Origin of the sequence: Pseudomonas sp. BC42 (assembly GCF_021560055.1) — a bacterium.
GTDB lineage: Bacteria > Pseudomonadota > Gammaproteobacteria > Pseudomonadales > Pseudomonadaceae > Aquipseudomonas.
Genome location: NZ_CP091067.1, coordinates 5380699 through 5399218, shown reverse-complemented (window position 1 = coordinate 5399218; position 18520 = coordinate 5380699). Strand labels below are relative to the sequence as shown.

Here is an 18520-nt window from a genome sequence, read left to right as displayed (position 1 = left end):
GGATGAATTAGCGGGGTATGATAGCGGCCGATTCGAACCACTGAAAATTTATCCAGCGTTTTGTGCGCCCGAAAAACCATGATCAGCAACGAACTCAAAACCACGATCCAGGGCGCCTATTCGCGTTTTCTCGAAGCCAAGAGCCTCAAGCCGCGTTATGGCCAGCGCCTGATGATCGCCGAGGTGGCCAAGGTCCTGGGTGATATCGACACCGACGACGAAGGCCGGCGCAGTGGCGACCCGGCGGTGGTCGCGGTGGAAGCCGGCACCGGTACCGGCAAGACCGTGGCCTACAGCCTGGCGGCGATTCCCACGGCCAAGGCAGCCGGCAAGCGCCTGGTGATCGCCACCGCCACCGTCGCCCTGCAGGAGCAGATCGTCTACAAGGACCTGCCCGACCTGATGCGCAACAGCGGGCTGAACTTCAGCTTCTCCCTGGCCAAGGGGCGGGGGCGCTACATGTGCCTGTCCAAGCTCGACATGCTGCTTCAGGAAGGCCACGCCCAGACCGCCACGGCCCAGCTGTTCGAGGAGGAAGGCTTCAAGATCGAAGTGGATGAAGCCAGCCAGAAGCTGTTCACCAGCATGATCGAGAAGCTCGCCGGCAATAAATGGGACGGTGACCGCGACAGCTGGCCCACGGCCCTGGAAGACGCCGACTGGGCGCGCCTGACCACCGACCACAGCCAGTGCACCAACCGCCATTGCCCGAACTTCGGCCAGTGCGCCTTCTACAAGGCCCGCGAAGGCATGGGCAAGGTGGACGTGATCGTCACCAACCACGACATGGTCCTGGCCGACCTGGCCCTGGGCGGCGGCGCCGTGCTGCCGGACCCGCGCGACACCCTTTATGTGTTCGACGAAGGCCACCACCTGCCGGACAAGGCCATTGGCCACTTTGCCCATTACACCCGGCTGCGCTCCACCGCCGACTGGCTGGAGCAGACCGCCAAGAACCTCACCAAGCTGCTGGCCCAGCATCCGCTGCCCGGGGACCTGGGGCGCCTGATCGAGCAGGTGCCGGAGCTGGCGCGGGAGATCAAGACCCAGCAGCAGTTCATGTTCAGCGCCTGCGAGCAGATCGCCGACTTCAAGACCGGCGAAGACATGGAGGGCCGCGAACGGCCGCGCCATCGCTTCGTCGGCGGGCTGATCCCCGAGCACATGCGCGAGATGGGCATCGAGCTGAAGAAGGGCTTCTCCCGTCTGACCGACCTGTTCACCCGCCTCACCGAGCTGCTCAAGGAAGGCATGGATGGCGAGGTCAATATCGGCATCGCCAGCAACCAGGCCGAAGAGTGGTACCCGCTGTTTGGCAGCCTGCTGGCGCGGGCCTCGGGCAACTGGGAGTTGTGGACCGCATTTACCGTCGAGGACCCGGAAGACAACCCGCCCATGGCTCGCTGGCTGACCCTGGCCGAGAGCGGCTCGCTGTTCGACATCGAGGTCAACGCCAGCCCGATCCTTGCCGCGGAGATGCTCCGGCGCAATCTGTGGAACGTGGCCTACGGCGCCCTGGTGACCTCGGCGACCCTGACCGCCCTGGGCACCTTCGACCGTTTCCGCATGCGCGCCGGCCTGCCGAAGAAAGCCGTGACCGCCGTGGTGCCCAGCCCCTTCCATCACGCCGATGCCGGGGTGCTGCGGGTGCCCGACCTGCGGGCCGATCCGCGGGATGCGCCGGCGCATACCGCGGCGATCATTCGCGACCTGCCGCAACTGGTGGAGGGTTCCCGCGGCACCCTGGTGCTGTTCTCCTCGCGCAAACAGATGCAGGACGTGTTCGACGGCCTGGATCGCGACTGGCGCAAGCAGGTGTTCATCCAGGGCAACCTGTCCAAGCAGGAAACCCTGAACAAGCACAAGGCCCGGGTCGACGGTGGCGATTCCAGCGTGCTGTTCGGGCTGGCGAGCTTTGCCGAAGGGGTGGACCTGCCCGGTGCCTACTGTGAGCACGTGGTGATCGCCAAGATCCCGTTCTCGGTGCCGGACGATCCGGTGGAAGCGGCGCTGGCGGAGTGGATCGAGGCCCGGGGCGGCAATCCGTTCATGGAGATCTCGGTGCCGGACGCCTCCCTCAAGTTGGTCCAGGCCTGCGGTCGCCTGCTGCGCACCGAACAGGACCGCGGCACCATCACCCTGCTGGACCGCCGCCTGGTCACCCAGCGCTACGGCAAGGCTATCCTCAATGCCTTGCCGCCATTTCGCCGAGAAATATCTTGAGCACGGCGCGCACCTTTGCGCGCCGTGCTGTCTATTTCACGTCACCGCTTCAGCACCGGCCGTTCATCGGCCTTTAGGGAGAGCCAGGTTCATATGATTCGCCGTTCGTTGCCCACTGTATTTGCCCTGTTGTTTGCCGCGCCCGTACTGGCGGCCCCAGCCGGACAACAGACGCTGTTCAACTTTGTCCGACCTGCCGCCGTGGTGCAGGTGGCGACACAAGATGCCAGCCTGCCGCAGTCCAACGCGGAGCAGACGGCCGAGGGCGAAGTGCTGCGGCGGATTACCTTCAACCCCACCGCCAAGCCGAGCCTGAGCCTGACGCCACAGAGCGGCGCCTGGGACTGGTCGCAGTCGGGGATGATGAGCCTGCGCATCCAGAGTGCGATGAACTGGGCCCTGACGCTCTACGTGACCATTCAGAGCAACGACGGCAAGACCCTGGTCAGCCGCGTCGACCTGCCGGCCGGTCCGGCGCAGACCCTGCTGGTGCCCCTGGTGGCCAGCGGCCCCCTGAGCCAGGGCATGAAGGCCGCTCCGCCGATGCCGATGACCGTGGACGGCCAGCGCATTCTGCTGGCCAGTAGCGAAGGGCAACTGGACCGCAGTCAGGTGGTGTCGGTCACCCTGTCCCTGGATAACCCCAAGGCGACCCAGAGCATCCTCCTCGAACGCTTCGGCGTGCTGGACGGTGAGGGCGTGGTCAAGGCGGTCTACGGTTCGCTGGTGGATGGCTACGGTCAATCGACCCGGGCCCGCTGGCCGGAAAAAGTCAGCAGCGATGATCAGCTCAAGGCGGCCGATGCCAGGGAACAGCAACAGCTCAAGGGCTGGCTCGGCGAGCGGGAAAAGGCGCCGCTGGACAAGTTCGGCGGCTCAAGCCTGGGCCCGGACTTCAAGGCCAGCGGCTTCTTCCGCACGGAAAAACGCGATGGCCGCTGGTTCCTGGTCACCCCACAAGGGCATCCGTTCTACTCCCTGGGGGTCAACACCGTGGCCGCGGACAACAGTCAGACCTATGTCGCCGGGCGCGAGTGGATGTTCAGTGCCTTGCCCAAGGACGACGAGCCCCTGGCCGCCTATTACGGCGAGGGCGACAACCGCGGGGGCAACGGTGCCGACCAAGGGCGTGGCTATAACGCCGGCCGCTGGTACGACTTCTACCGGGCCAACCTGCAACGCACGTATGGCAAGCCCTGCACCCACGACGACCCGGCGGCGCAGCAGGCGGCCGCCAGCCAAGCCCAGCCTGTGGCTTCGGAGGCGGCCATTCCGTGCGCGCCGCCGGCGTTTGATGAGAAGCGCTGGGTCGCTCACACCCTGGATCGTCTGCAGGCCTGGGGATTCAACACCATCGGCAACTGGAGCGCGCCGGCCCTGGGGCTGGCCGACCGTGTGCCCTACACCGTGCCGCTGTCCATCGTCGGCGACTACGCCAGCATCAGCACCGGCAGCGATTGGTGGGGTGGCATGCCCGATCCCTTCGACCCGCGCTTTGCCATGGCCACCGAGCGCGCGGTGGCCATTGCCGCCCGCGATCACCGCGACGATCCCTGGCTGATCGGCTACTTTGCCGACAACGAACTGGCCTGGGCCGGTCCGGGTGACGATCCTAAAGCCCGCTATGCCCTGGCCTACGGCACGTTGCGCCTGACCACCGACGTCCCGGCCAAGCGGGCCTTCCTCAAGCAACTGCGGGACAAGTACCGCAATCAGGCGGGCCTGTCGAAAGCCTGGGGCATCGACCTGCCGGCCTGGGAACTGATGGAAGACCCGGGCTTCGTGCCGCCGTTGCCGAGCCCCGAGCACCCGGAAATCGAGGCTGACTTCAAGTATTTCCAGAAAGTCTTTGCCGAGACTTATTTCAAGACCATCGCCGATTCGTTGAAGTGGCATGCCCCCAATCATCTGCTGCTGGGCGGTCGTTTTGCCGTCAGCAACCCCGAAGCGGTGGCCGCCTGCGCCCAGTACTGCGACGTCTTGAGTTTCAACCTCTACACCCTCAAGCCTCAGGACGGTCAGGACTTTGCCTATCTGCGCAGCCTGGACAAGCCGGTGCTGGTGACCGAATTCAACTTCGGCTCCCGGGATCGCGGTCCGTTCTGGGGCGGTGTGACCGAACTGGCCCGGGAAGAGGAGCGTGGCCCGGCCTACGCCAACTTCCTCAAGCAGGCGCTGAGCGAGCCGTCGATCGTCGGTGTGCATTGGTTCCAGTATCTGGACCAGCCCGTGACCGGGCGCCTGCTGGACGGTGAAAACGGACATTTTGGTCTGGTGGGCATTACCGATGTGCCGTTTCAGGGCTTTGTCGACACGGTGCGCAAGAGCAACCTGCAGGCGCTTGAGCAATTGGCCAAGGAAGCGCAGAAGGCTCAGGCGCAACAGGCCGGTGCCGCCGCACAGGGCGCCGGTGACGCCGGCCAGGCGCACGGCGCCAGGGACAGCGGCGTGCATGCCGGTGGTCACGCCGCCAACGGTCACTGATCGGGCGGGGGCTCTGGCGCCATGAGCGCAGCCCCGCCGGCTGTTCCCAAATCCGTTACGGGCTGGAACAATGCGCGCCTCGTTGTCGAGCAAATGTGCTGGGGGAGTCAGGGTGCAGATTCAGGGTCATTACGAACTTAAATTCGAGGCGGTACGCGAAGCTTTCGCGGCATTGTTCGAGGATCCCCAGGAGCGCGGCGCGGCATTGTGCATCCAGATCGGTGGCGAAACCGTCATCGACCTCTGGGCCGGCACCGCCGACAAGGATGGCGCCGAGGCCTGGCACAGCGACACCATCGCCAACCTGTTCTCCTGCACCAAGACCTTCACCGCAGTCACCGCGCTGCAACTGGTGGCCGAAGGCAAGCTCAAGCTGGATGCGCCAGTGGCCGATTACTGGCCGGCGTTCGCCGCCTCGGGCAAGGCGGCGATTACCCTGCGTCAGTTGCTCTGCCACCAGGCCGGGCTGCCGGCGCTGCGTGAGCTGCTGCCTGCCGAAGCCCTGTACGACTGGCAGACCATGGTGGATGCCCTGGCTGCAGAGCAGCCCTGGTGGACGCCGGGTGAAGGGCACGGTTACGCCGCCATCACCTATGGCTGGCTGGTTGGGGAACTGATCCGGCGGGCCGATGGCCGTGGCCCGGGGGAGTCGATCGTGGCCCGGGTGGCCAAGCCTTTGGGGCTGGATTTCCATGTGGGCCTGGCTGACGAGGAATTTCATCGGGTCGCGCATATCGCCCGGGGCAAGGGCAATGTCGGCGATGCCGCGGCCCAGCGCCTGTTGCAAGTGACCATGCGCGAGCCCACGGCGATGACTACCCGGGCCTTTACCAATCCGCCGTCTATCATGACCAGCACCAATAAACCCGAGTGGCGGCGCATGCAGCAGCCGGCGGCCAATGGCCATGGCAATGCCCGCAGTCTTGCCGGTTTCTATAGCGGCTTGCTGGACGGCAGTTTGCTGGAGGCCGACATGCTCGAGGAACTGACCCGTGAGCACAGCCTGGGCATGGACAAGACCTTGCTGACCCAGACCCGGTTCGGCCTGGGTTGCATGCTCGATCAGCCCCAGGTCGCCAATGCCACGTTCGGCTTGGGCGCCCGGGCATTTGGGCATCCGGGGGCGGGCGGCTCCATCGGATTTGCTGACCCGGAACATGACGTGGCCTTCGGTTTTGTGACAAACACCCTGGGGCCTTATGTCTTGATGGATCCGCGGGCGCAGAAGCTGGTGCGGGTTTTGTCGGATTGTCTGTAAAAAGGTTGCTGTTAAGAACTTTTTTGCTTAAACATGCTGGAAAAGCTGCAGGCATGAACCCTGTGGCTTTTATAATTTCCAAGCGTCTGTTTGTAGCGGTTATTTAGACCGAATTTTTTATCTCATTTTGTGGATATCCCATGTCGTCAAACAAGTCTCTAGCCTTGGCCATCTGCCTGACCGTCACAGGTTGTGCACAAACCCCACAAAATGAAGCGGATGGCGGCCATTGGTGGTCGTTCGGGTCCGACAAGAGCAGCAGCAATCAAGCCCCGCAAGCGGCCGAGAAACCGGCCGCAGCCGAAGCGGCGCCTGCCGCTCCTGCGGGCAAACCGGCGGTAGCGGCCAAAGCCGCTGCGCCGGCACCTGCCGCCAAAGCCACCGCTTCTGCCAAACCTGCAGCGCCAGCCGGCAAAGCACCGGCCGCCGCCAAGCCCGCCGTTGCTGCGGCTGCCGAACCGGCGCCCGCGCCCGCTCCTGTGGCCGCCGCCCCAGCCGCGCCCGCCGCGAAGGCCGAAAGCAGCAGCTGGTGGTGGCCGTTCTCCTCCAAGGACTCGGCTGACAAGCCGGTCGCCGAAGCCAAGAAGGCCGAGCCGGCTCCCGCTCCGGCAGTGGCCAAGGCCGCGGATTCCGAGACTCACTGGTGGTGGCCGTTTGCCAAGAGCGAGCCCAAGCCTCTGAACAAAGTGAGTGTGGCGGACGTGCCGATGCCTGATCCGAAAATCACCCAGGCCTGGCTCGACGACTACGAGCCGCGCCTGCGTGAAGCGGTGAAGGACAGCAAGCTGCAAGTGGAACGTCGCGAAAACGTGCTGGTGGTCACCGCACTGGTCGACGCCTCCTTCAACCCGGATCGTCCGGCCATGCTGCTGCCTGTGACCCTGGGCCCGTTCACCCGCGTGGCCAAGGCGGTTGAAGGCGATCCCAAGACAGCGGTGCTGATCCTCGGGCATGCCGATGCGACCGGTCCGACCCTGGCCAACCAGAAGCTGAGCCGCGATCGTGCACAGTCCGTTGCGGCCATCTTCAGCCTCAGCGGCTTGAAGCAGGACCGCCTGATGCTGCGTGGCATGGGCGCAGTGATGCCGCGCGCCGCCAACGACAGCCCGCAGGGTCGTTCGCTGAACCGTCGTGTGGAAATCATGCTGACCCAGCGCAGTACCCTGTTGGGCCTGTTGAGCAAGTACAACCAGCCGACGCCATCGGAGACTGAAATGGTCGCCGTGCAGGACGCCAAACCGCCTGTGCCAGCTGCAAGCGGCAAAAAGGCCGCAGCCCCGGCGAAGAAGTCCACCGTCGCCAAGAAGCCTGCCGCCAAGAAGGCTCCAGCGAAAAAAGCGGCAGCTCCGGCCAAGAAGGTCGCGCAAGCTAACAACTGATTCTCAAGGAAAAGGAAGCAGGCATGACGCAGTCTCTGGCTGATATGCGCCGCGATTACACCCGCGATGGTTTGTCCGAGGCCCAGGCCCCGGACGAACCCTTTGCGCTGTTCCACCAGTGGTTTGCCGATGCGGTGAAAACCGAGCAGCCCCCGGTAGAAGCCAATGCCATGACCCTGGCGACCGTCGATACCGACGGTCGTCCCCATTGCCGCATCCTGTTGCTCAAGGGGTTGGATGAACAAGGTTTTACCTTCTTCACCAACTATGAGAGCGCCAAGGGGCAGCAACTGGCTGCACGGCCCTTTGCCGCCATGACCTTCTTCTGGCCAACCCTGGAGCGTCAGGTGCGGATTGAAGGCCGGGTGGCCAAGGTCACGCCCGAGGAGTCCGATGCCTATTACCAGGTTCGTCCTCTGGGCAGCCGCCTGGGCGCCTGGGCGTCACCGCAAAGCCGGGTGATCGCCGATCGCGCCGAGTTGCAGGAACTGCTCAAGGCCACTGAGGCGCGCTTCAGCGATAGCCAGCCCGATTGCCCGGAACACTGGGGTGGTTATCGCTTGCTGCCAGAGCGTATCGAGTTCTGGCAAGGGCGTCCCAGTCGCCTGCATGATCGTTTGAACTATCGCCTGCAGGGCGAGCAGTGGGTTCGCGAACGTCTGGCTCCCTGAAGACTGCGGATCACTCGCCGGGATAACCGGCCGCGGCGGCTTCGAGCCATTGCGGCAGGTCCCGGCGTTTTACTTTCTGGCGTTGGGCCTCGGCCAGTTGTTGCAGCATGAATTGCTTCTTCTGTTCATCGCTCCCGGCCATGGACAGTGCCAGGTCCCGGTCTGTCCAGCGCTTGATGCGTACATACAGCCACCAGTGGAAGTACAGACCGGCGACGGTGGTCACGATGATGATGAAGTAATCCATGGAGAATCCTTTGTTCGGTGGCGCTCTGCGGCAAACTGGCGTCACCGTATTGAGAAGGTTTAGCGTTTATACAGTCTGTACTTCGGCTGAATGAAACCAATTTTATCCGGGCTGCGCCGTGACAGGCGTCAAGCTGCGGAGTCTAATGACCATCTGTCCTTTGGAGTTGATCCTATGCGTAAGTCTGTTTTGCTGGTTGCGTCTTTCACCGCGATGGCAACGTTGCTCGGCGGTTGTGCCTCTAACCTGACCGGTGACTCCTACTCCCGTGACGAAGCGCGTCGCGTGCAAACCGTGCGTATGGGCACCATCGAATCCCTGCGGCCGGTGAAAATCGAAGGCACCAAGACCCCAATCGGCGGCGCTGCTGGCGCTGTGATCGGCGGTGTGGGTGGTAGCGCCATCGGCGGCGGTCGTGGCAGCATCGTCACTGCGGTGATCGGCGCGGTAGCGGGTGGTCTGCTGGGTTCGGCCACTGAAGAAGGCCTGACCCGCACCCAGGGCGTCGAAATCACCGTGCGTGAAGACGACGGCAGCATGCGTGCCTATGTGCAGCAGGTGCAGGAAAACGAAGTGTTCCGGGTTGGCGATCGGGTACGCATCATGACCGTCAACGGCACCAGCCGCGTTACCCGCTGATACCTTTGCTGCAAAACAAAACCCCGGCCAGGCAACTGGTCGGGGTTTTGTGTTTTCAGGCTGGCCGATCCTGCTTGATCAGGAGTTCAGCGCCGTGCTCTTGCGGCTGGCGGCCGCGGTGACGGCGTAACCGATCAGCGCCGCCAGCAGCGAGCCGGTGAGAATCCCCATGCGGTCCATGCCCGCGTAGTCGCTGCTGCCGGGCTCAAAGGCCAGGGAACCGACGAACAGGCTCATGGTGAAGCCGATACCGCAGAGAATCGCCACCCCCAGGATCTGGCCCCAGTTGGCGCCGGCAGGCAGGGCCGTGAGTCCGCTCTTGACCGCCAGCCAGCTGAGGCCGAACACACCGATGGTCTTACCCAGCAGCAGGCCGATGGCGATGCCCATTGGCACATGGTGGGTGAAGCTCTCAAGGGTCACGCCGCTCAGGGACAGGCCGGCGTTGGCGAAGGCGAACAGTGGCAGGATGCCGAACGCCACCCAGGGATGCAGGGCGTGTTCCAGGGCCTGCGAGGGCGAGGGCTCGGCATTGCGGGTGCGCAGGGGAATGCAGAAGGCCAGGGTCACGCCGGCCAGGGTGGCATGGACGCCACTCTTGAGTACGCAAACCCAGAGAATCAGGCCGATGATCATGTACGGCCCGAGTTTCACCACCCCCATGCGGTTCATCGCCACCAGGGCGGCGATGCAGGCGGCCGCCAGCATCAGCGACAGGGTCGACAGGGCGCCGGAGTAGAAGATCGCGATGATCACGATGGCCCCTAGGTCATCGATGATCGCCAGGGTCATGAGGAACAGCTTGAGCGAGGTCGGCACCCGTTTGCCCAGCAGGGCCAGGACCCCCAGGGCGAAGGCGATGTCGGTGGCCGTCGGAATCGCCCAGCCATTGAGCGCCGCCGGATTGTCCCGGTTGAGAAACCAGTAGATCAGTGCCGGAACCAGCATGCCGCCAATGGCCGCCATGCCCGGCAGAACGATTTGCGAAGGTTTGGACAGTTGGCCTTCCAGAACTTCGCGCTTGACCTCAAGGCCGATCAGCAGGAAGAACAGCGCCATCAGGCCGTCGTTGATCCACAGCAGAAGCGGTTTGGCGATCTTCAGGGCGCCGATCTGGGCCACCACCGGGGTTTCCAGCAGACCGTTGTACAGCCAGGACAGTGGCGAGTTGTTGATGATGAGAGCCAGGATGGCAGCGGCGATCAATAACAGACCGCTGGCAGCTTCCATGGCAAAGAAACGAGTGAAAGTGCTACGCAGAGGCAAGGTCGCTCTCCATCTAAATCGAAAATAGGTGGCACACCCTAACCCGTGCAGTTAGTTGTTAAAACAAAAAATATATTCTTTTTTGTTATATGCAGAGGCTAAAGGGCCCGCTTAAAAATGCTCATTTGCAGTTGTGTTTCCAATTGCTTCTCAGCTGTACCTGTAAGCCCTGAAAGTTATTTCATAACATGTCTGATCCGGGGCGTTGCGGGCCGTTTTTCCTGGGGAAAGCGCCTGTCAGTCCCGGCTCCCCGGATCATCCAGCCCGGGGGCATTTCATCTTCTTGCGCCGGTACGGCGTTCGATCTGACGAGAATAGAACATGAGCGACAATCGCCAGTGGGCCCGTGAGGCCATCCGCATCATCGAAGCCGACTTCCAGCGCAGCGCCGACACCCATCTGATTCCATTGCCGCTGCCGGGGCAGCCGGGCATCGAGCTGTATTTCAAGGATGAATCCAGCCATCCCACCGGCAGTCTCAAGCATCGTCTGGCCCGCTCGCTGTTTCTCTACGCCCTGTGTAACGGCTGGCTCAAGCCCGGTGCGCCGGTGATCGAGGCGTCCAGCGGCTCGACGGCGATTTCCGAAGCCTATTTTGCCCGTCTCCTGGGCCTGCCTTTCATTGCCGTGATGCCCGCCAGCACTTCCCAGGAAAAGATCGCCCAGATCGCTTTCTATGGCGGCAAGAGCCATTTGGTACAGGATCCGACGCAGATCTATGCCGAGTCCGAGCGCTTGGCCCGTGAAAGTGGCGGTCACTTCATGGATCAGTTCACCTACGCCGAGCGCGCCACCGACTGGCGGGCCAACAACAACATCGCCGAATCGATCTTCCAGCAGTTGCGCTTCGAGCGTTACCCGGAGCCCAGCTGGCTGATCTCCAGCCCCGGCACCGGAGGCACCACCGCGACCCTGGGGCGTTACGTGCGTTACCGCCAGCACTGCACCCGGGTGCTGTGTGCCGACGCCGAGCGTTCGGTGTTCTTCGACTACTACCAGAGCGGCGATGCCAGCCTGCGCCTGGATTGCGGTTCGCGGATCGAAGGTATCGGCCGGCCGCGGGTCGAAGCTTCGTTCCTGCCCAAGGTGATCGACGCCATGGTCAAGGTGCCGGATGCCCTGTCCCTGGCAGCCATGCACTACCTGGCCCAGCGCCTGGGTCGGCGGGTCGGCGGTTCCAGTGGCACCAACCTGATCGGCGCATTGATGGCCGCCCAGCACATGGCCGCGGCCGGCGAAAGCGGTTCGATCGTGGCGATTCTCTGTGATGGCGGTGAGCGCTATGCGACCACTTACTACGATCAGCAGTGGCTGGCGGAGCAGGGGTATGAGTTGGATGCCTTGATCGACGCGGTAGCGGCCAGCGTCGAGCGTGGCGAGGCACTCCCCGCCAGCGTATTGCGCGCCGGCATCTGAACCTGTCGTAGGAGCCGGCTTGCCGGCGAACAGGCCCTTGAGCCTTGCACTGTCCTGGATGACATCTTCGCTGGCGAGCCAGCTCCTACGGCAGGCGGTAGGAGCCGGCTGGCCGGCGAAAGGGCCGCTGCGTCAGGCCTGGATGCCGAGGATGTCGCGGGCCACGGCTTCGGCAATGCGAATCCCGTCGACCCCGGCGGAGAGAATCCCTCCGGCATAACCGGCGCCTTCACCGGCCGGGTACAGCCCCTTCACATTCAGGCTCTGCATCGAGGCATCGCGGGTGATGCGCAGTGGCGATGAGGTGCGGGTCTCGATACCGGTCAGCACCGCGTCGTGCAGGGAGTAGCCCTTGATCTGCCGCTCAAAGGCCGGCAGCGCTTCACGAATGGCCTCGATGGCGAAGTCCGGCAAGGCCAGGGCCAGGTCGCCCAGGCTCACGCCGGGCTTGTAGGAAGGCTCGACGCTGCCCAGGGCGGTGGTGGGTTTGCCGGCGATAAAGTCGCCCACCAGTTGTGCCGGGGCCTGATAGTTGCTGCCGCCCAGGACGAAGGCGTGGGATTCCAGACGCTCCTGCAGCTCGATACCCGCCAGCGGGCCGCCCGGGTAATCCACTTCCGGAGTAATGCCGACCACGATGCCGGAGTTGGCGTTGCGCTCGTTGCGCGAGTACTGGCTCATGCCGTTGGTCACCACCCGGTTCGGCTCGGACGTGGCGGCCACCACGGTGCCGCCTGGGCACATGCAGAAGCTGTAGACCGAACGGCCGTTCTTGGCGTGGTGCACCAGCTTGTAGTCGGCGGCGCCGAGTTTCGGGTGGCCGGCGTACTTGCCCAGGCGCGCACTGTCGATCAGCGACTGCGGGTGCTCGATACGGAAACCCACCGAGAACGGCTTGGCCTCCATGTACACGCCACGGCTGTGGAGCATGCGGAAGGTGTCGCGGGCGCTGTGGCCCAGGGCCAGGATCACGTGCCGCGAATGCAGCTGTTCGCCGCTGGCCAGCTCCACGCCCTGCAATTGGCCGTCCTCGATCAACACGTCGGTAACCCGCTGCTCGAAGCGCACTTCACCGCCCAGGGCGATGATCTGCTGGCGCATGTTCTCCACCACGCCGGTCAGGCGGAAGGTGCCGATGTGCGGCTTGCTGACGTAGAGGATCTCGTCCGGCGCACCGGCCTTGACGAACTCGTGGAGCACCTTGCGGCCGTGGTGCTGCGGGTCCTTGATCTGGCTGTAGAGCTTGCCGTCGGAGAAGGTCCCGGCACCGCCTTCGCCGAACTGCACGTTGGACTCGGGGTTGAGCACGCTCTTGCGCCACAGGCCCCAGGTGTCCTTGGTGCGCTGGCGCACTTCCTTGCCGCGCTCGAGGATGATCGGCTTGAAGCCCATCTGCGCCAGCAACAGGCCGGCGAAGATCCCGCAAGGGCCGAAACCCACCACGATCGGCCGTTCGCTCAGCTCTGCCGGGGCCTGGCCCACCACCTTGTAGCTGACATCCGGCGCCGGGTTGACGTTACGGTCGTCGGCGAACTTGAGCAGCAGCGGCGCTTCGTCGCGCACGCTGAGGTCGATGGTGTAGATGAAGCACAGCTCGGACGACTTCTTGCGTGCGTCGTAGCTGCGTTTGAACAAGGTGAAATCGAGCAGCTCATCGCTGGCGATTCCCAGGCGCTGCACGATAGCGGCGCGCAGGTCTTCATCGGGATGGTCGATCGGCAACTTGAGTTCGGTGATTCGTAACATGACAGGATCCGGGTAGGCGGTGCGCAACAGTGCGCCGGCTTGCTTTGCACAAACCGGCGATTATAAGCCGCAATCCTCCCTGGCCGTGAGGCTAAAACCGCTGCTCGTCGAATCAGTCGTTGCGCGAGCCGCCGAAATAGCCGCAACCGCGCTGCACCTGACCGTCCACCCGCAGTTCGGCACTCAGGTGTTGGACGCTGCCGGTCGTCGGGTCGACGCAACGCTGCGGCGCCACCCAGAGTTCCACGCGCTGGTGATTGGCTTCGCTGGTGAGGTTGAAACGGCCGTCGCCCAACTGTTCTTCCAGATAGGGCAGGGCCAGGGTCGGTTGGCCGGCGCGTTCGATCATCATGCCCTTGGCGCTGACATCGACGTTCCAGGCCGGGTTCTTGCTGCCGGCCCGCAGGATCAGGCGCTGGAAGTTCGGGTCGCCGCAGGCGCTGGCGGAACGCTCGACGCGGTACAGCTGGCGCAGGTCCAGCTGGCCGTCGCTGCTGCCACTGGCGGAGAACTTGCCCCGCAGGTCGGCGAACAGCTTGCCCTGTTTCTCCGCCAGGGTGGCGGCCTCCTGCAGCACGCTGGTGCCGCCGCCGTCACTGACCACATAGCGGCGATCCTCGGTGCAGGGCTTGAACAGCAATTTGCCGTCCGCCGCACTGAGTTCACCCTGCATCCGGGTCAGCCCGGCCATGGAGGGGGCCTGGGGCTGTTGGTTGAACATCGGCAGCATCTGGCAGCCGGCAAACAGCGGCAACAGGGCGAAACAAAGCAGTGAACGGGCAGTGCGCATCATCGGGCCTCCAAGCGGAAGCCGACACGTTACGCAGCCCGCCCGGTCACCACAACCCCGGATTGAACGCCGCGGCGCCATCAACCGTAGGAGCCGGCTTGCCGGCGAAGAGGCCATGGAGCCTTGTGTGGTTCGGGAGGACGTCTTCGCTGGCAAGCCAGCTCCTACACAAGCCAGCCCCACTCAAGCGGGATCAGCCGACGCGGTAGGTCTGGCCGGTCTGCAGGCCTTCCACGCTCTTGGCGTAGGCCAGGGCCACGTCAGCCGCGGGCACCGGCTTGAAGCCACGGAAGTACGGGGCATAGCTGCCCATGGCTTCCTGCAGCACGTTGGGGCTGATCGAGTTGATCCGCAGGCCCCGCGGCAGTTCGATGGCGGCGGCGCGCACGAAGCTGTCGAGGGCGCCGTTGACCAGGGCCGCCGAGGCCCCGCTGCGGATCGGGTCGTGGCTCAAGATGCCGGTGGTGAAGGTGAAGGACGCGCCATCGTTGGCGTACTCGCGGCCGATCAGCAGCAGGTTGACCTGGCCCATCAGCTTGTCCTGCAGGCCCAGGCTGAAGTGCTCGGCGGTCATGTCCGCCAGGGGCGCGAAGGTGACGTTGCCGGCGGCGCAGACCAGCGCATCGAAGCGTCCGGTTTTCTCGAACAGGGCGCGAATCGACTGGGCATCACTGATGTCCACCTGGAAGTCGCCGCTGCTACGGCCGATCCGGATCACCTCGTGACGCTGGGACAGTTCCCGGTCAACCGCCGAACCAATGGTGCCGTTGGCACCGATCAAGAGAATCTTCATGGGTCGTTCCTCGATAAGGGGGGAAGAACTTGCAGTCTAGAGTGGTTTTTTTCGTGGATTAACGCGCTAATAGGCAACCTTTGGTTTTCAAATGGAAACAGTCCATGAGCGAGATGGATGACCTGGCGGCGTTTGCCGTGCTGGTGGAGGCGGGCAGCTTTACCCTGGCGGCCCAGCGCCTGGGTTGCAGCAAGGGCCAGTTGTCCAAGCGCCTCAGCGCCCTGGAGGCACGCTACGCCGTGGTGCTGTTGCAACGCACCACCCGGCGCCTGGACCTGACCGCCGCCGGCGCGGCGTTGCTGCCCCAGGCCCAGGCCCTGGTTGCCCAAGTGGAACGAGCGCATCAGGCCCTGGCGCGGCTCAAGGACGACATGGCCGGCCCGGTGCGCCTGACCGTGCCGGTGTCCTTGGGCGAAACCTTTTTCGACGGCCTGCTGCTGGAGTTCTCCCGGCACTACCCCCAGGTGCAGATCGAGCTGGACCTGAACAACAGCTACCGCGACCTGACCCGGGAAGGCTTTGACCTGGCCGTGCGTTCCGAGGTGGCCAGCGACCAGCGCCTGGTGGCCCGGCCGCTGCTGGCCTGGCATGAAATGACCTGCGCCAGCCCGGCTTATCTGGAGCAATTCGGTGAGCCGCAGACTCCCGCGGAGCTGGCCGAGCATCGCTGCCTGCTCAACAGTCACTACAGCGGGCGGGAGGAGTGGCTCTATCACCAGCGTCACGAGCTGCTGCGGGTGCGGGTCTCCGGGCCCTTTGCCAGCAATCACTACAACCTGCTGAAGAAGGCCGCCCTGGTGGGGGCGGGAATCGCCCGGCTGCCGTCCTATGTGCTGCACAGCGAGCTGGCCGATGGCCGCTTGCGCTGGCTGTTGCGGGACTACCAGACCCGCAGCATGCCGATGTACCTGGTGCACCCCTATCAGGGCGGCCTGCCCAGGCGCACCCAGGTCCTGGCCGATTACCTGATGGACTGGTTCCGCCGCAGCGGTGAGGCGCTGGATCGTCTGTAGTCGCGGCCGGCGGGTTGCGAACTTGAATCGGTTCCAGGGCTTACGGCCCTGTTCGCAGCCTGCGGCAGCGGCTACAGAGGACGGTGGTGAAAATGCCGGGCCAGCAGGTGGTCGAGGGAGAACGCGCCCGGGCCACGGGCCATCAACAGCAGGAAGATCGCCGCCCAGGTGCCGTGGGTCGGGTAGGCGTCGGGGTAGACGAAGAGCTGGATGGTCAGGGTCATCCCCAGCAGCGCCAGGGCGGAAAAGCGCGTGGCCAGTCCCAGCAGGATCAGCACCGGGAAAAAGTGCTCGGCGAAGGCCGCCAGGTGCGCCGCCACTTCCGGGCTCAGCAGGGGCACGTGGTATTCGCTCTGGAACAGGGGAAGGGTGGAGTCCGCCAGACGCGGCCAGCCCAGTTCGAAAGTTCCGGAGAACAGGTCGATGGCCAGGCCTTCGATCTTGGTCTGGCCGGACTTCCAGAACACCGCGGCGATGGAAAAACGCGCGACGAAGGCGATCAGGCTGTAGGGAATGCGCTCGAATCCTTGAATGATCCGGTGCAGCAGTCCGCTAACGGGGGCAGGTGTCTGGGTGTTCATGGTCAAGCCTTCTGGTGAGGTTGCAGGTCGATGAGGGCACCGTGGGCCAGCAGCAGGCCCAGGCACTGGCCCAGGTCGAAGTCGGCCTGGGCGTCCAGGGCATGAGCGGCGGCGATTTCCAGCGGCCAGTGGTGGCGCAGGCTGTCGATGAAGGTGGCGCTACCGGCGTCCAGCACCATCACCTGTACCTCCAGGGCGTTGCGCAGCACCAGGGCGTGCTGGCCCTGGTGCAGATCGAACGCCGGCCAGGCGGCATCGCTCTGGTGTGCGGCCCACAGGCTGACGATGGCGAAGGCCGAGTGCAGGGTGCGCAGTGACGGATGCAGCCGCAGGCAGAGCTGGCCGAGGCGATCGGGCTGGTTCATCGCCGCCAGCAACCGGGCCGGTGGCAGAGGTTCGGCGTCGGCGGCGTGATAAGCCTCGACCCGCAGCCGTTCCAGGCGCGCCATATCGGCCAGATAGGGCAGGGCCGCCGCCGGAGCGAAGCCCCGGATAAAGTCCGCCAGGTCCTGGCCGTAGTCGCCGAGCAACGGGCTGTGCGGGGGGAAATCCTGCACATACAGGCGGGCCATGGCACTGAAGAATGTCTGCCCCACCAGTTGCGTCACCACCGGGTAGGCTTCCGAGAGGGCGTTGATCAGCGAGCCTTGCACGTTATTGCGATAGACCGCGAAGCGGCTGGCCGGATCGGCGCCGTTGCTGCTGCAAAGCCCCGCCGGGCAGGTGGCTTCGCTGCTCAATAGCGCCTGGGCGAAGAGGGCGTGGTTGCTCATGGCTGCACCTGCGACCGATGCAACAGCGCCTGTGCCTGCGCGGCCTCCCCCAGCAGGGTAGTGAGGCTCGGCACCTGATTGTCCCGTTCGATCAGGGTGGCCATGGGGCCGATCCGCTCCAGCACCTGCTGGTACAGGGCCCAGACTTCCCGGTCCACCGGGGCGCCGTGGTCATCGATCAACAGGCGGTCGCCGAGGCTGTCCCGGTCTTCGGCGAACCCGGCCAGATGAATCTCCCCCACCGCGTGCAGCGGCAGCGCCTGCAGGTAGGCCTGGGGATCGCGCTGGTGGTTGATGCACGAGACGTAGAGGTTGTTGACGTCCAGCAGCAGGCCGCAGCCGCTGCGCTGGATCACTTCGCGGATGAAGTCCGTCTCGTCCAGGGTCGAGCGTTGGAACTGCAGGTAGGTGGCGGGGTTTTCCAGGAGCATGGTTCGCCCCAGGTGATTCTGCAGTTGATCGATGTGTTCGCAGACCCGCTGCAGGGTCGGCTCATCGTAGGCCAGGGGCAACAGGTCGTTGAGGAACACCGGGCCGTGGCTGGACCAGGCCAGGTGTTCGGAAAAGGACTGGGGTTGATAGCGTTCGACCAGGACCGCCAGGCGCTGCAGATGCGCGCTGTCCAGGGGGCCTTCGCCACCAATGGACAGGCCGACACCGTGCAGCGACAGCGGATACTCCTGGCGAATCAGCCCCAGGTAATGATGGAAGGGGCCGCCGGCCACCATGTAGTTCTCGGCGTGCACCTCGAAAAAGCCCAGGTCGGGCCGCTGTTCGAGAACCTCCTTGAAGTGTTCGCTCTTGAGCCCCAGGCCTGCGCGGGGCGGCAGGCTCGGGGCGCACGCCTGAATGTCGTGGCGGGGGCAGTGGTTCAGGGCGTTGTTCATCATCGACACTCAGGCTGATGCAGGATCAGGACTTGGCTTTGAAGGCTTCGAGCTGGCCGAAACCGGTGGGCGAGGTGCTGCTGGCGGTTTTTTCGCAAGTGCCCTTGGGCACCAGCTTCCAGGCGTTGGCCTGATCGTTGACCTTGGAAGTCCCGGCGCAGGTGGTGCCGGCGCCCGCGGCGCAATCGTTCTTGCCCTTCATGGCCACGCCGAAGCATTTCTCCATATCGCCGGCAGCCTGGGCGCTGGTGGACACCGCGGCGATGCTCAGGGCGGAACCCAGGGCCAGGACCAGGGCGGTGGCGGACAAGGTGCGAGTGGTGTTCATGGTGTTTCTCCGGATCGGGGTGGGT

Annotated in this window: 17 protein-coding genes; 8 read left to right on the top strand and 9 right to left on the bottom strand. The window is 64.5% G+C overall.

Annotation, left to right across the window (positions count from 1 at the left end; all coding sequences use genetic code 11):
* The first annotated feature begins 78 nt into the window (after positions 1-78).
* The 5 genes from dinG (at position 79) to pdxH (ending at position 8015) form a co-directional block, all read left to right on the top strand.
* The gene (dinG, locus tag L1O02_RS24335; RefSeq protein ID WP_060837845.1) at positions 79-2223 is read left to right on the top strand and encodes an ATP-dependent DNA helicase DinG; all 2145 of its coding nucleotides are present in this window, start codon (positions 79-81) and stop codon (positions 2221-2223) included.
* Between the two features lie 93 nt (positions 2224-2316).
* Positions 2317-4707, top strand: coding sequence for a beta-galactosidase (locus tag L1O02_RS24330; protein WP_235758872.1), 2391 nt, complete (start codon positions 2317-2319; stop codon positions 4705-4707).
* A 112-nt stretch (positions 4708-4819) separates the two neighbouring features.
* A complete protein-coding gene (locus tag L1O02_RS24325; RefSeq protein WP_108544553.1) occupies positions 4820-5965 on the top strand; it encodes a serine hydrolase domain-containing protein in 1146 nt (381 codons plus the stop codon).
* Positions 5966-6105: 140 nt separating this feature from the next.
* Entirely contained in the window at positions 6106-7344 is a 1239-nt protein-coding gene (locus L1O02_RS24320) for an OmpA family protein (RefSeq protein ID WP_060837848.1), read from the top strand.
* Between the two features lie 23 nt (positions 7345-7367).
* Positions 7368-8015: a pyridoxamine 5'-phosphate oxidase gene (gene pdxH / locus L1O02_RS24315; protein WP_108544555.1), complete on the top strand. Its 648-nt coding sequence runs from the start codon at positions 7368-7370 to the stop codon at positions 8013-8015.
* 10 nt (positions 8016-8025) lie between these two features.
* Here pdxH and L1O02_RS24310 read toward each other — a convergent pair whose 3' ends face one another.
* Positions 8026-8262 (bottom strand): hypothetical protein, encoded by a 237-nt coding sequence (locus tag L1O02_RS24310; RefSeq protein ID WP_016965080.1) that lies wholly within the window; start codon positions 8260-8262, stop codon positions 8026-8028.
* A gap of 174 nt (positions 8263-8436) precedes the next feature.
* Between L1O02_RS24310 and L1O02_RS24305 the strand changes: the two genes are divergently transcribed.
* Positions 8437-8901 carry a glycine zipper 2TM domain-containing protein gene (locus tag L1O02_RS24305; protein WP_016965081.1) on the top strand — a complete coding sequence of 155 codons (465 nt, stop codon included), beginning with the start codon at positions 8437-8439 and terminating at the stop codon, positions 8899-8901.
* Between the two features lie 78 nt (positions 8902-8979).
* Here the strand turns inward: L1O02_RS24305 and nhaA are convergent, their stop codons facing one another.
* Positions 8980-10167, bottom strand: a complete 1188-nt coding sequence (gene nhaA / locus L1O02_RS24300; protein WP_108544557.1) for a Na+/H+ antiporter NhaA — start codon at positions 10165-10167, stop codon at positions 8980-8982.
* 322 nt (positions 10168-10489) lie between these two features.
* On the opposite strand from nhaA, the gene L1O02_RS24295 reads away from it, so the two are divergent.
* On the top strand, positions 10490-11584 hold the full coding sequence (locus L1O02_RS24295) for a PLP-dependent cysteine synthase family protein (protein ID WP_060837852.1): 1095 nt from the start codon (positions 10490-10492) through the stop codon (positions 11582-11584).
* 132 nt (positions 11585-11716) lie between these two features.
* Here the strand turns inward: L1O02_RS24295 and L1O02_RS24290 are convergent, their stop codons facing one another.
* From L1O02_RS24290 to L1O02_RS24280, 3 genes are all read right to left on the bottom strand, one after another.
* Positions 11717-13330, bottom strand: a complete 1614-nt coding sequence (locus tag L1O02_RS24290) for an NAD(P)/FAD-dependent oxidoreductase (protein ID WP_060837853.1) — start codon at positions 13328-13330, stop codon at positions 11717-11719.
* A 112-nt stretch (positions 13331-13442) separates the two neighbouring features.
* Positions 13443-14120, bottom strand: coding sequence for a hypothetical protein (locus L1O02_RS24285; protein WP_060845074.1), 678 nt, complete (start codon positions 14118-14120; stop codon positions 13443-13445).
* Positions 14121-14313: 193 nt separating this feature from the next.
* Entirely contained in the window at positions 14314-14913 is a 600-nt protein-coding gene (locus L1O02_RS24280) for a short chain dehydrogenase (RefSeq protein ID WP_060837854.1), read from the bottom strand.
* Between the two features lie 104 nt (positions 14914-15017).
* Between L1O02_RS24280 and L1O02_RS24275 the strand changes: the two genes are divergently transcribed.
* Entirely contained in the window at positions 15018-15926 is a 909-nt protein-coding gene (locus tag L1O02_RS24275; RefSeq protein WP_108544560.1) for a LysR family transcriptional regulator, read from the top strand.
* Positions 15927-15997: 71 nt separating this feature from the next.
* Here the strand turns inward: L1O02_RS24275 and L1O02_RS24270 are convergent, their stop codons facing one another.
* Genes L1O02_RS24270 through L1O02_RS24255 form a run of 4 tightly spaced genes read right to left on the bottom strand, consistent with a single transcriptional unit; the run spans position 15998 to position 18495 of the window.
* Positions 15998-16507, bottom strand: a complete 510-nt coding sequence (locus tag L1O02_RS24270; protein ID WP_108544562.1) for a DoxX family protein — start codon at positions 16505-16507, stop codon at positions 15998-16000.
* A gap of 2 nt (positions 16508-16509) precedes the next feature.
* A complete protein-coding gene (locus L1O02_RS24265; protein ID WP_060837857.1) occupies positions 16510-17280 on the bottom strand; it encodes a DNA-binding domain-containing protein in 771 nt (256 codons plus the stop codon).
* Positions 17277-18167 carry a DUF692 domain-containing protein gene (locus L1O02_RS24260; RefSeq protein WP_108544565.1) on the bottom strand — a complete coding sequence of 297 codons (891 nt, stop codon included), beginning with the start codon at positions 18165-18167 and terminating at the stop codon, positions 17277-17279. Before L1O02_RS24260 ends, L1O02_RS24265 begins: the two co-directional genes overlap by 4 nt.
* 25 nt (positions 18168-18192) lie before the next feature.
* Positions 18193-18495 carry a DUF2282 domain-containing protein gene (locus L1O02_RS24255; RefSeq protein ID WP_060837859.1) on the bottom strand — a complete coding sequence of 101 codons (303 nt, stop codon included), beginning with the start codon at positions 18493-18495 and terminating at the stop codon, positions 18193-18195.
* Positions 18496-18520: the final 25 nt, after the last annotated feature.

Excerpts from the sequence above, each read along its gene's own strand:
- dinG (WP_060837845.1), top strand. The coding sequence starts at position 79 with ATGATCAGCAACGAACTCAAAACCACGATCCAGGGCGCCTATTCGCGT.
- L1O02_RS24330 (WP_235758872.1), top strand. The coding sequence starts at position 2,317 with ATGATTCGCCGTTCGTTGCCCACTGTATTTGCCCTGTTGTTTGCCGCG.
- L1O02_RS24320 (WP_060837848.1), top strand. The coding sequence starts at position 6,106 with ATGTCGTCAAACAAGTCTCTAGCCTTGGCCATCTGCCTGACCGTCACA.
- pdxH (WP_108544555.1), top strand. The coding sequence starts at position 7,368 with ATGACGCAGTCTCTGGCTGATATGCGCCGCGATTACACCCGCGATGGT.
- L1O02_RS24310 (WP_016965080.1), bottom strand. The coding sequence starts at position 8,262 with ATGGATTACTTCATCATCATCGTGACCACCGTCGCCGGTCTGTACTTC.
- L1O02_RS24305 (WP_016965081.1), top strand. The coding sequence starts at position 8,437 with ATGCGTAAGTCTGTTTTGCTGGTTGCGTCTTTCACCGCGATGGCAACG.
- L1O02_RS24295 (WP_060837852.1), top strand. The coding sequence starts at position 10,490 with ATGAGCGACAATCGCCAGTGGGCCCGTGAGGCCATCCGCATCATCGAA.
- L1O02_RS24290 (WP_060837853.1), bottom strand. The coding sequence starts at position 13,330 with ATGTTACGAATCACCGAACTCAAGTTGCCGATCGACCATCCCGATGAA.
- L1O02_RS24285 (WP_060845074.1), bottom strand. The coding sequence starts at position 14,120 with ATGCGCACTGCCCGTTCACTGCTTTGTTTCGCCCTGTTGCCGCTGTTT.
- L1O02_RS24280 (WP_060837854.1), bottom strand. The coding sequence starts at position 14,913 with ATGAAGATTCTCTTGATCGGTGCCAACGGCACCATTGGTTCGGCGGTT.
- L1O02_RS24275 (WP_108544560.1), top strand. The coding sequence starts at position 15,018 with ATGAGCGAGATGGATGACCTGGCGGCGTTTGCCGTGCTGGTGGAGGCG.
- L1O02_RS24270 (WP_108544562.1), bottom strand. The coding sequence starts at position 16,507 with ATGAACACCCAGACACCTGCCCCCGTTAGCGGACTGCTGCACCGGATC.
- L1O02_RS24265 (WP_060837857.1), bottom strand. The coding sequence starts at position 17,280 with ATGAGCAACCACGCCCTCTTCGCCCAGGCGCTATTGAGCAGCGAAGCC.
- L1O02_RS24260 (WP_108544565.1), bottom strand. The coding sequence starts at position 18,167 with ATGAACAACGCCCTGAACCACTGCCCCCGCCACGACATTCAGGCGTGC.
- L1O02_RS24255 (WP_060837859.1), bottom strand. The coding sequence starts at position 18,495 with ATGAACACCACTCGCACCTTGTCCGCCACCGCCCTGGTCCTGGCCCTG.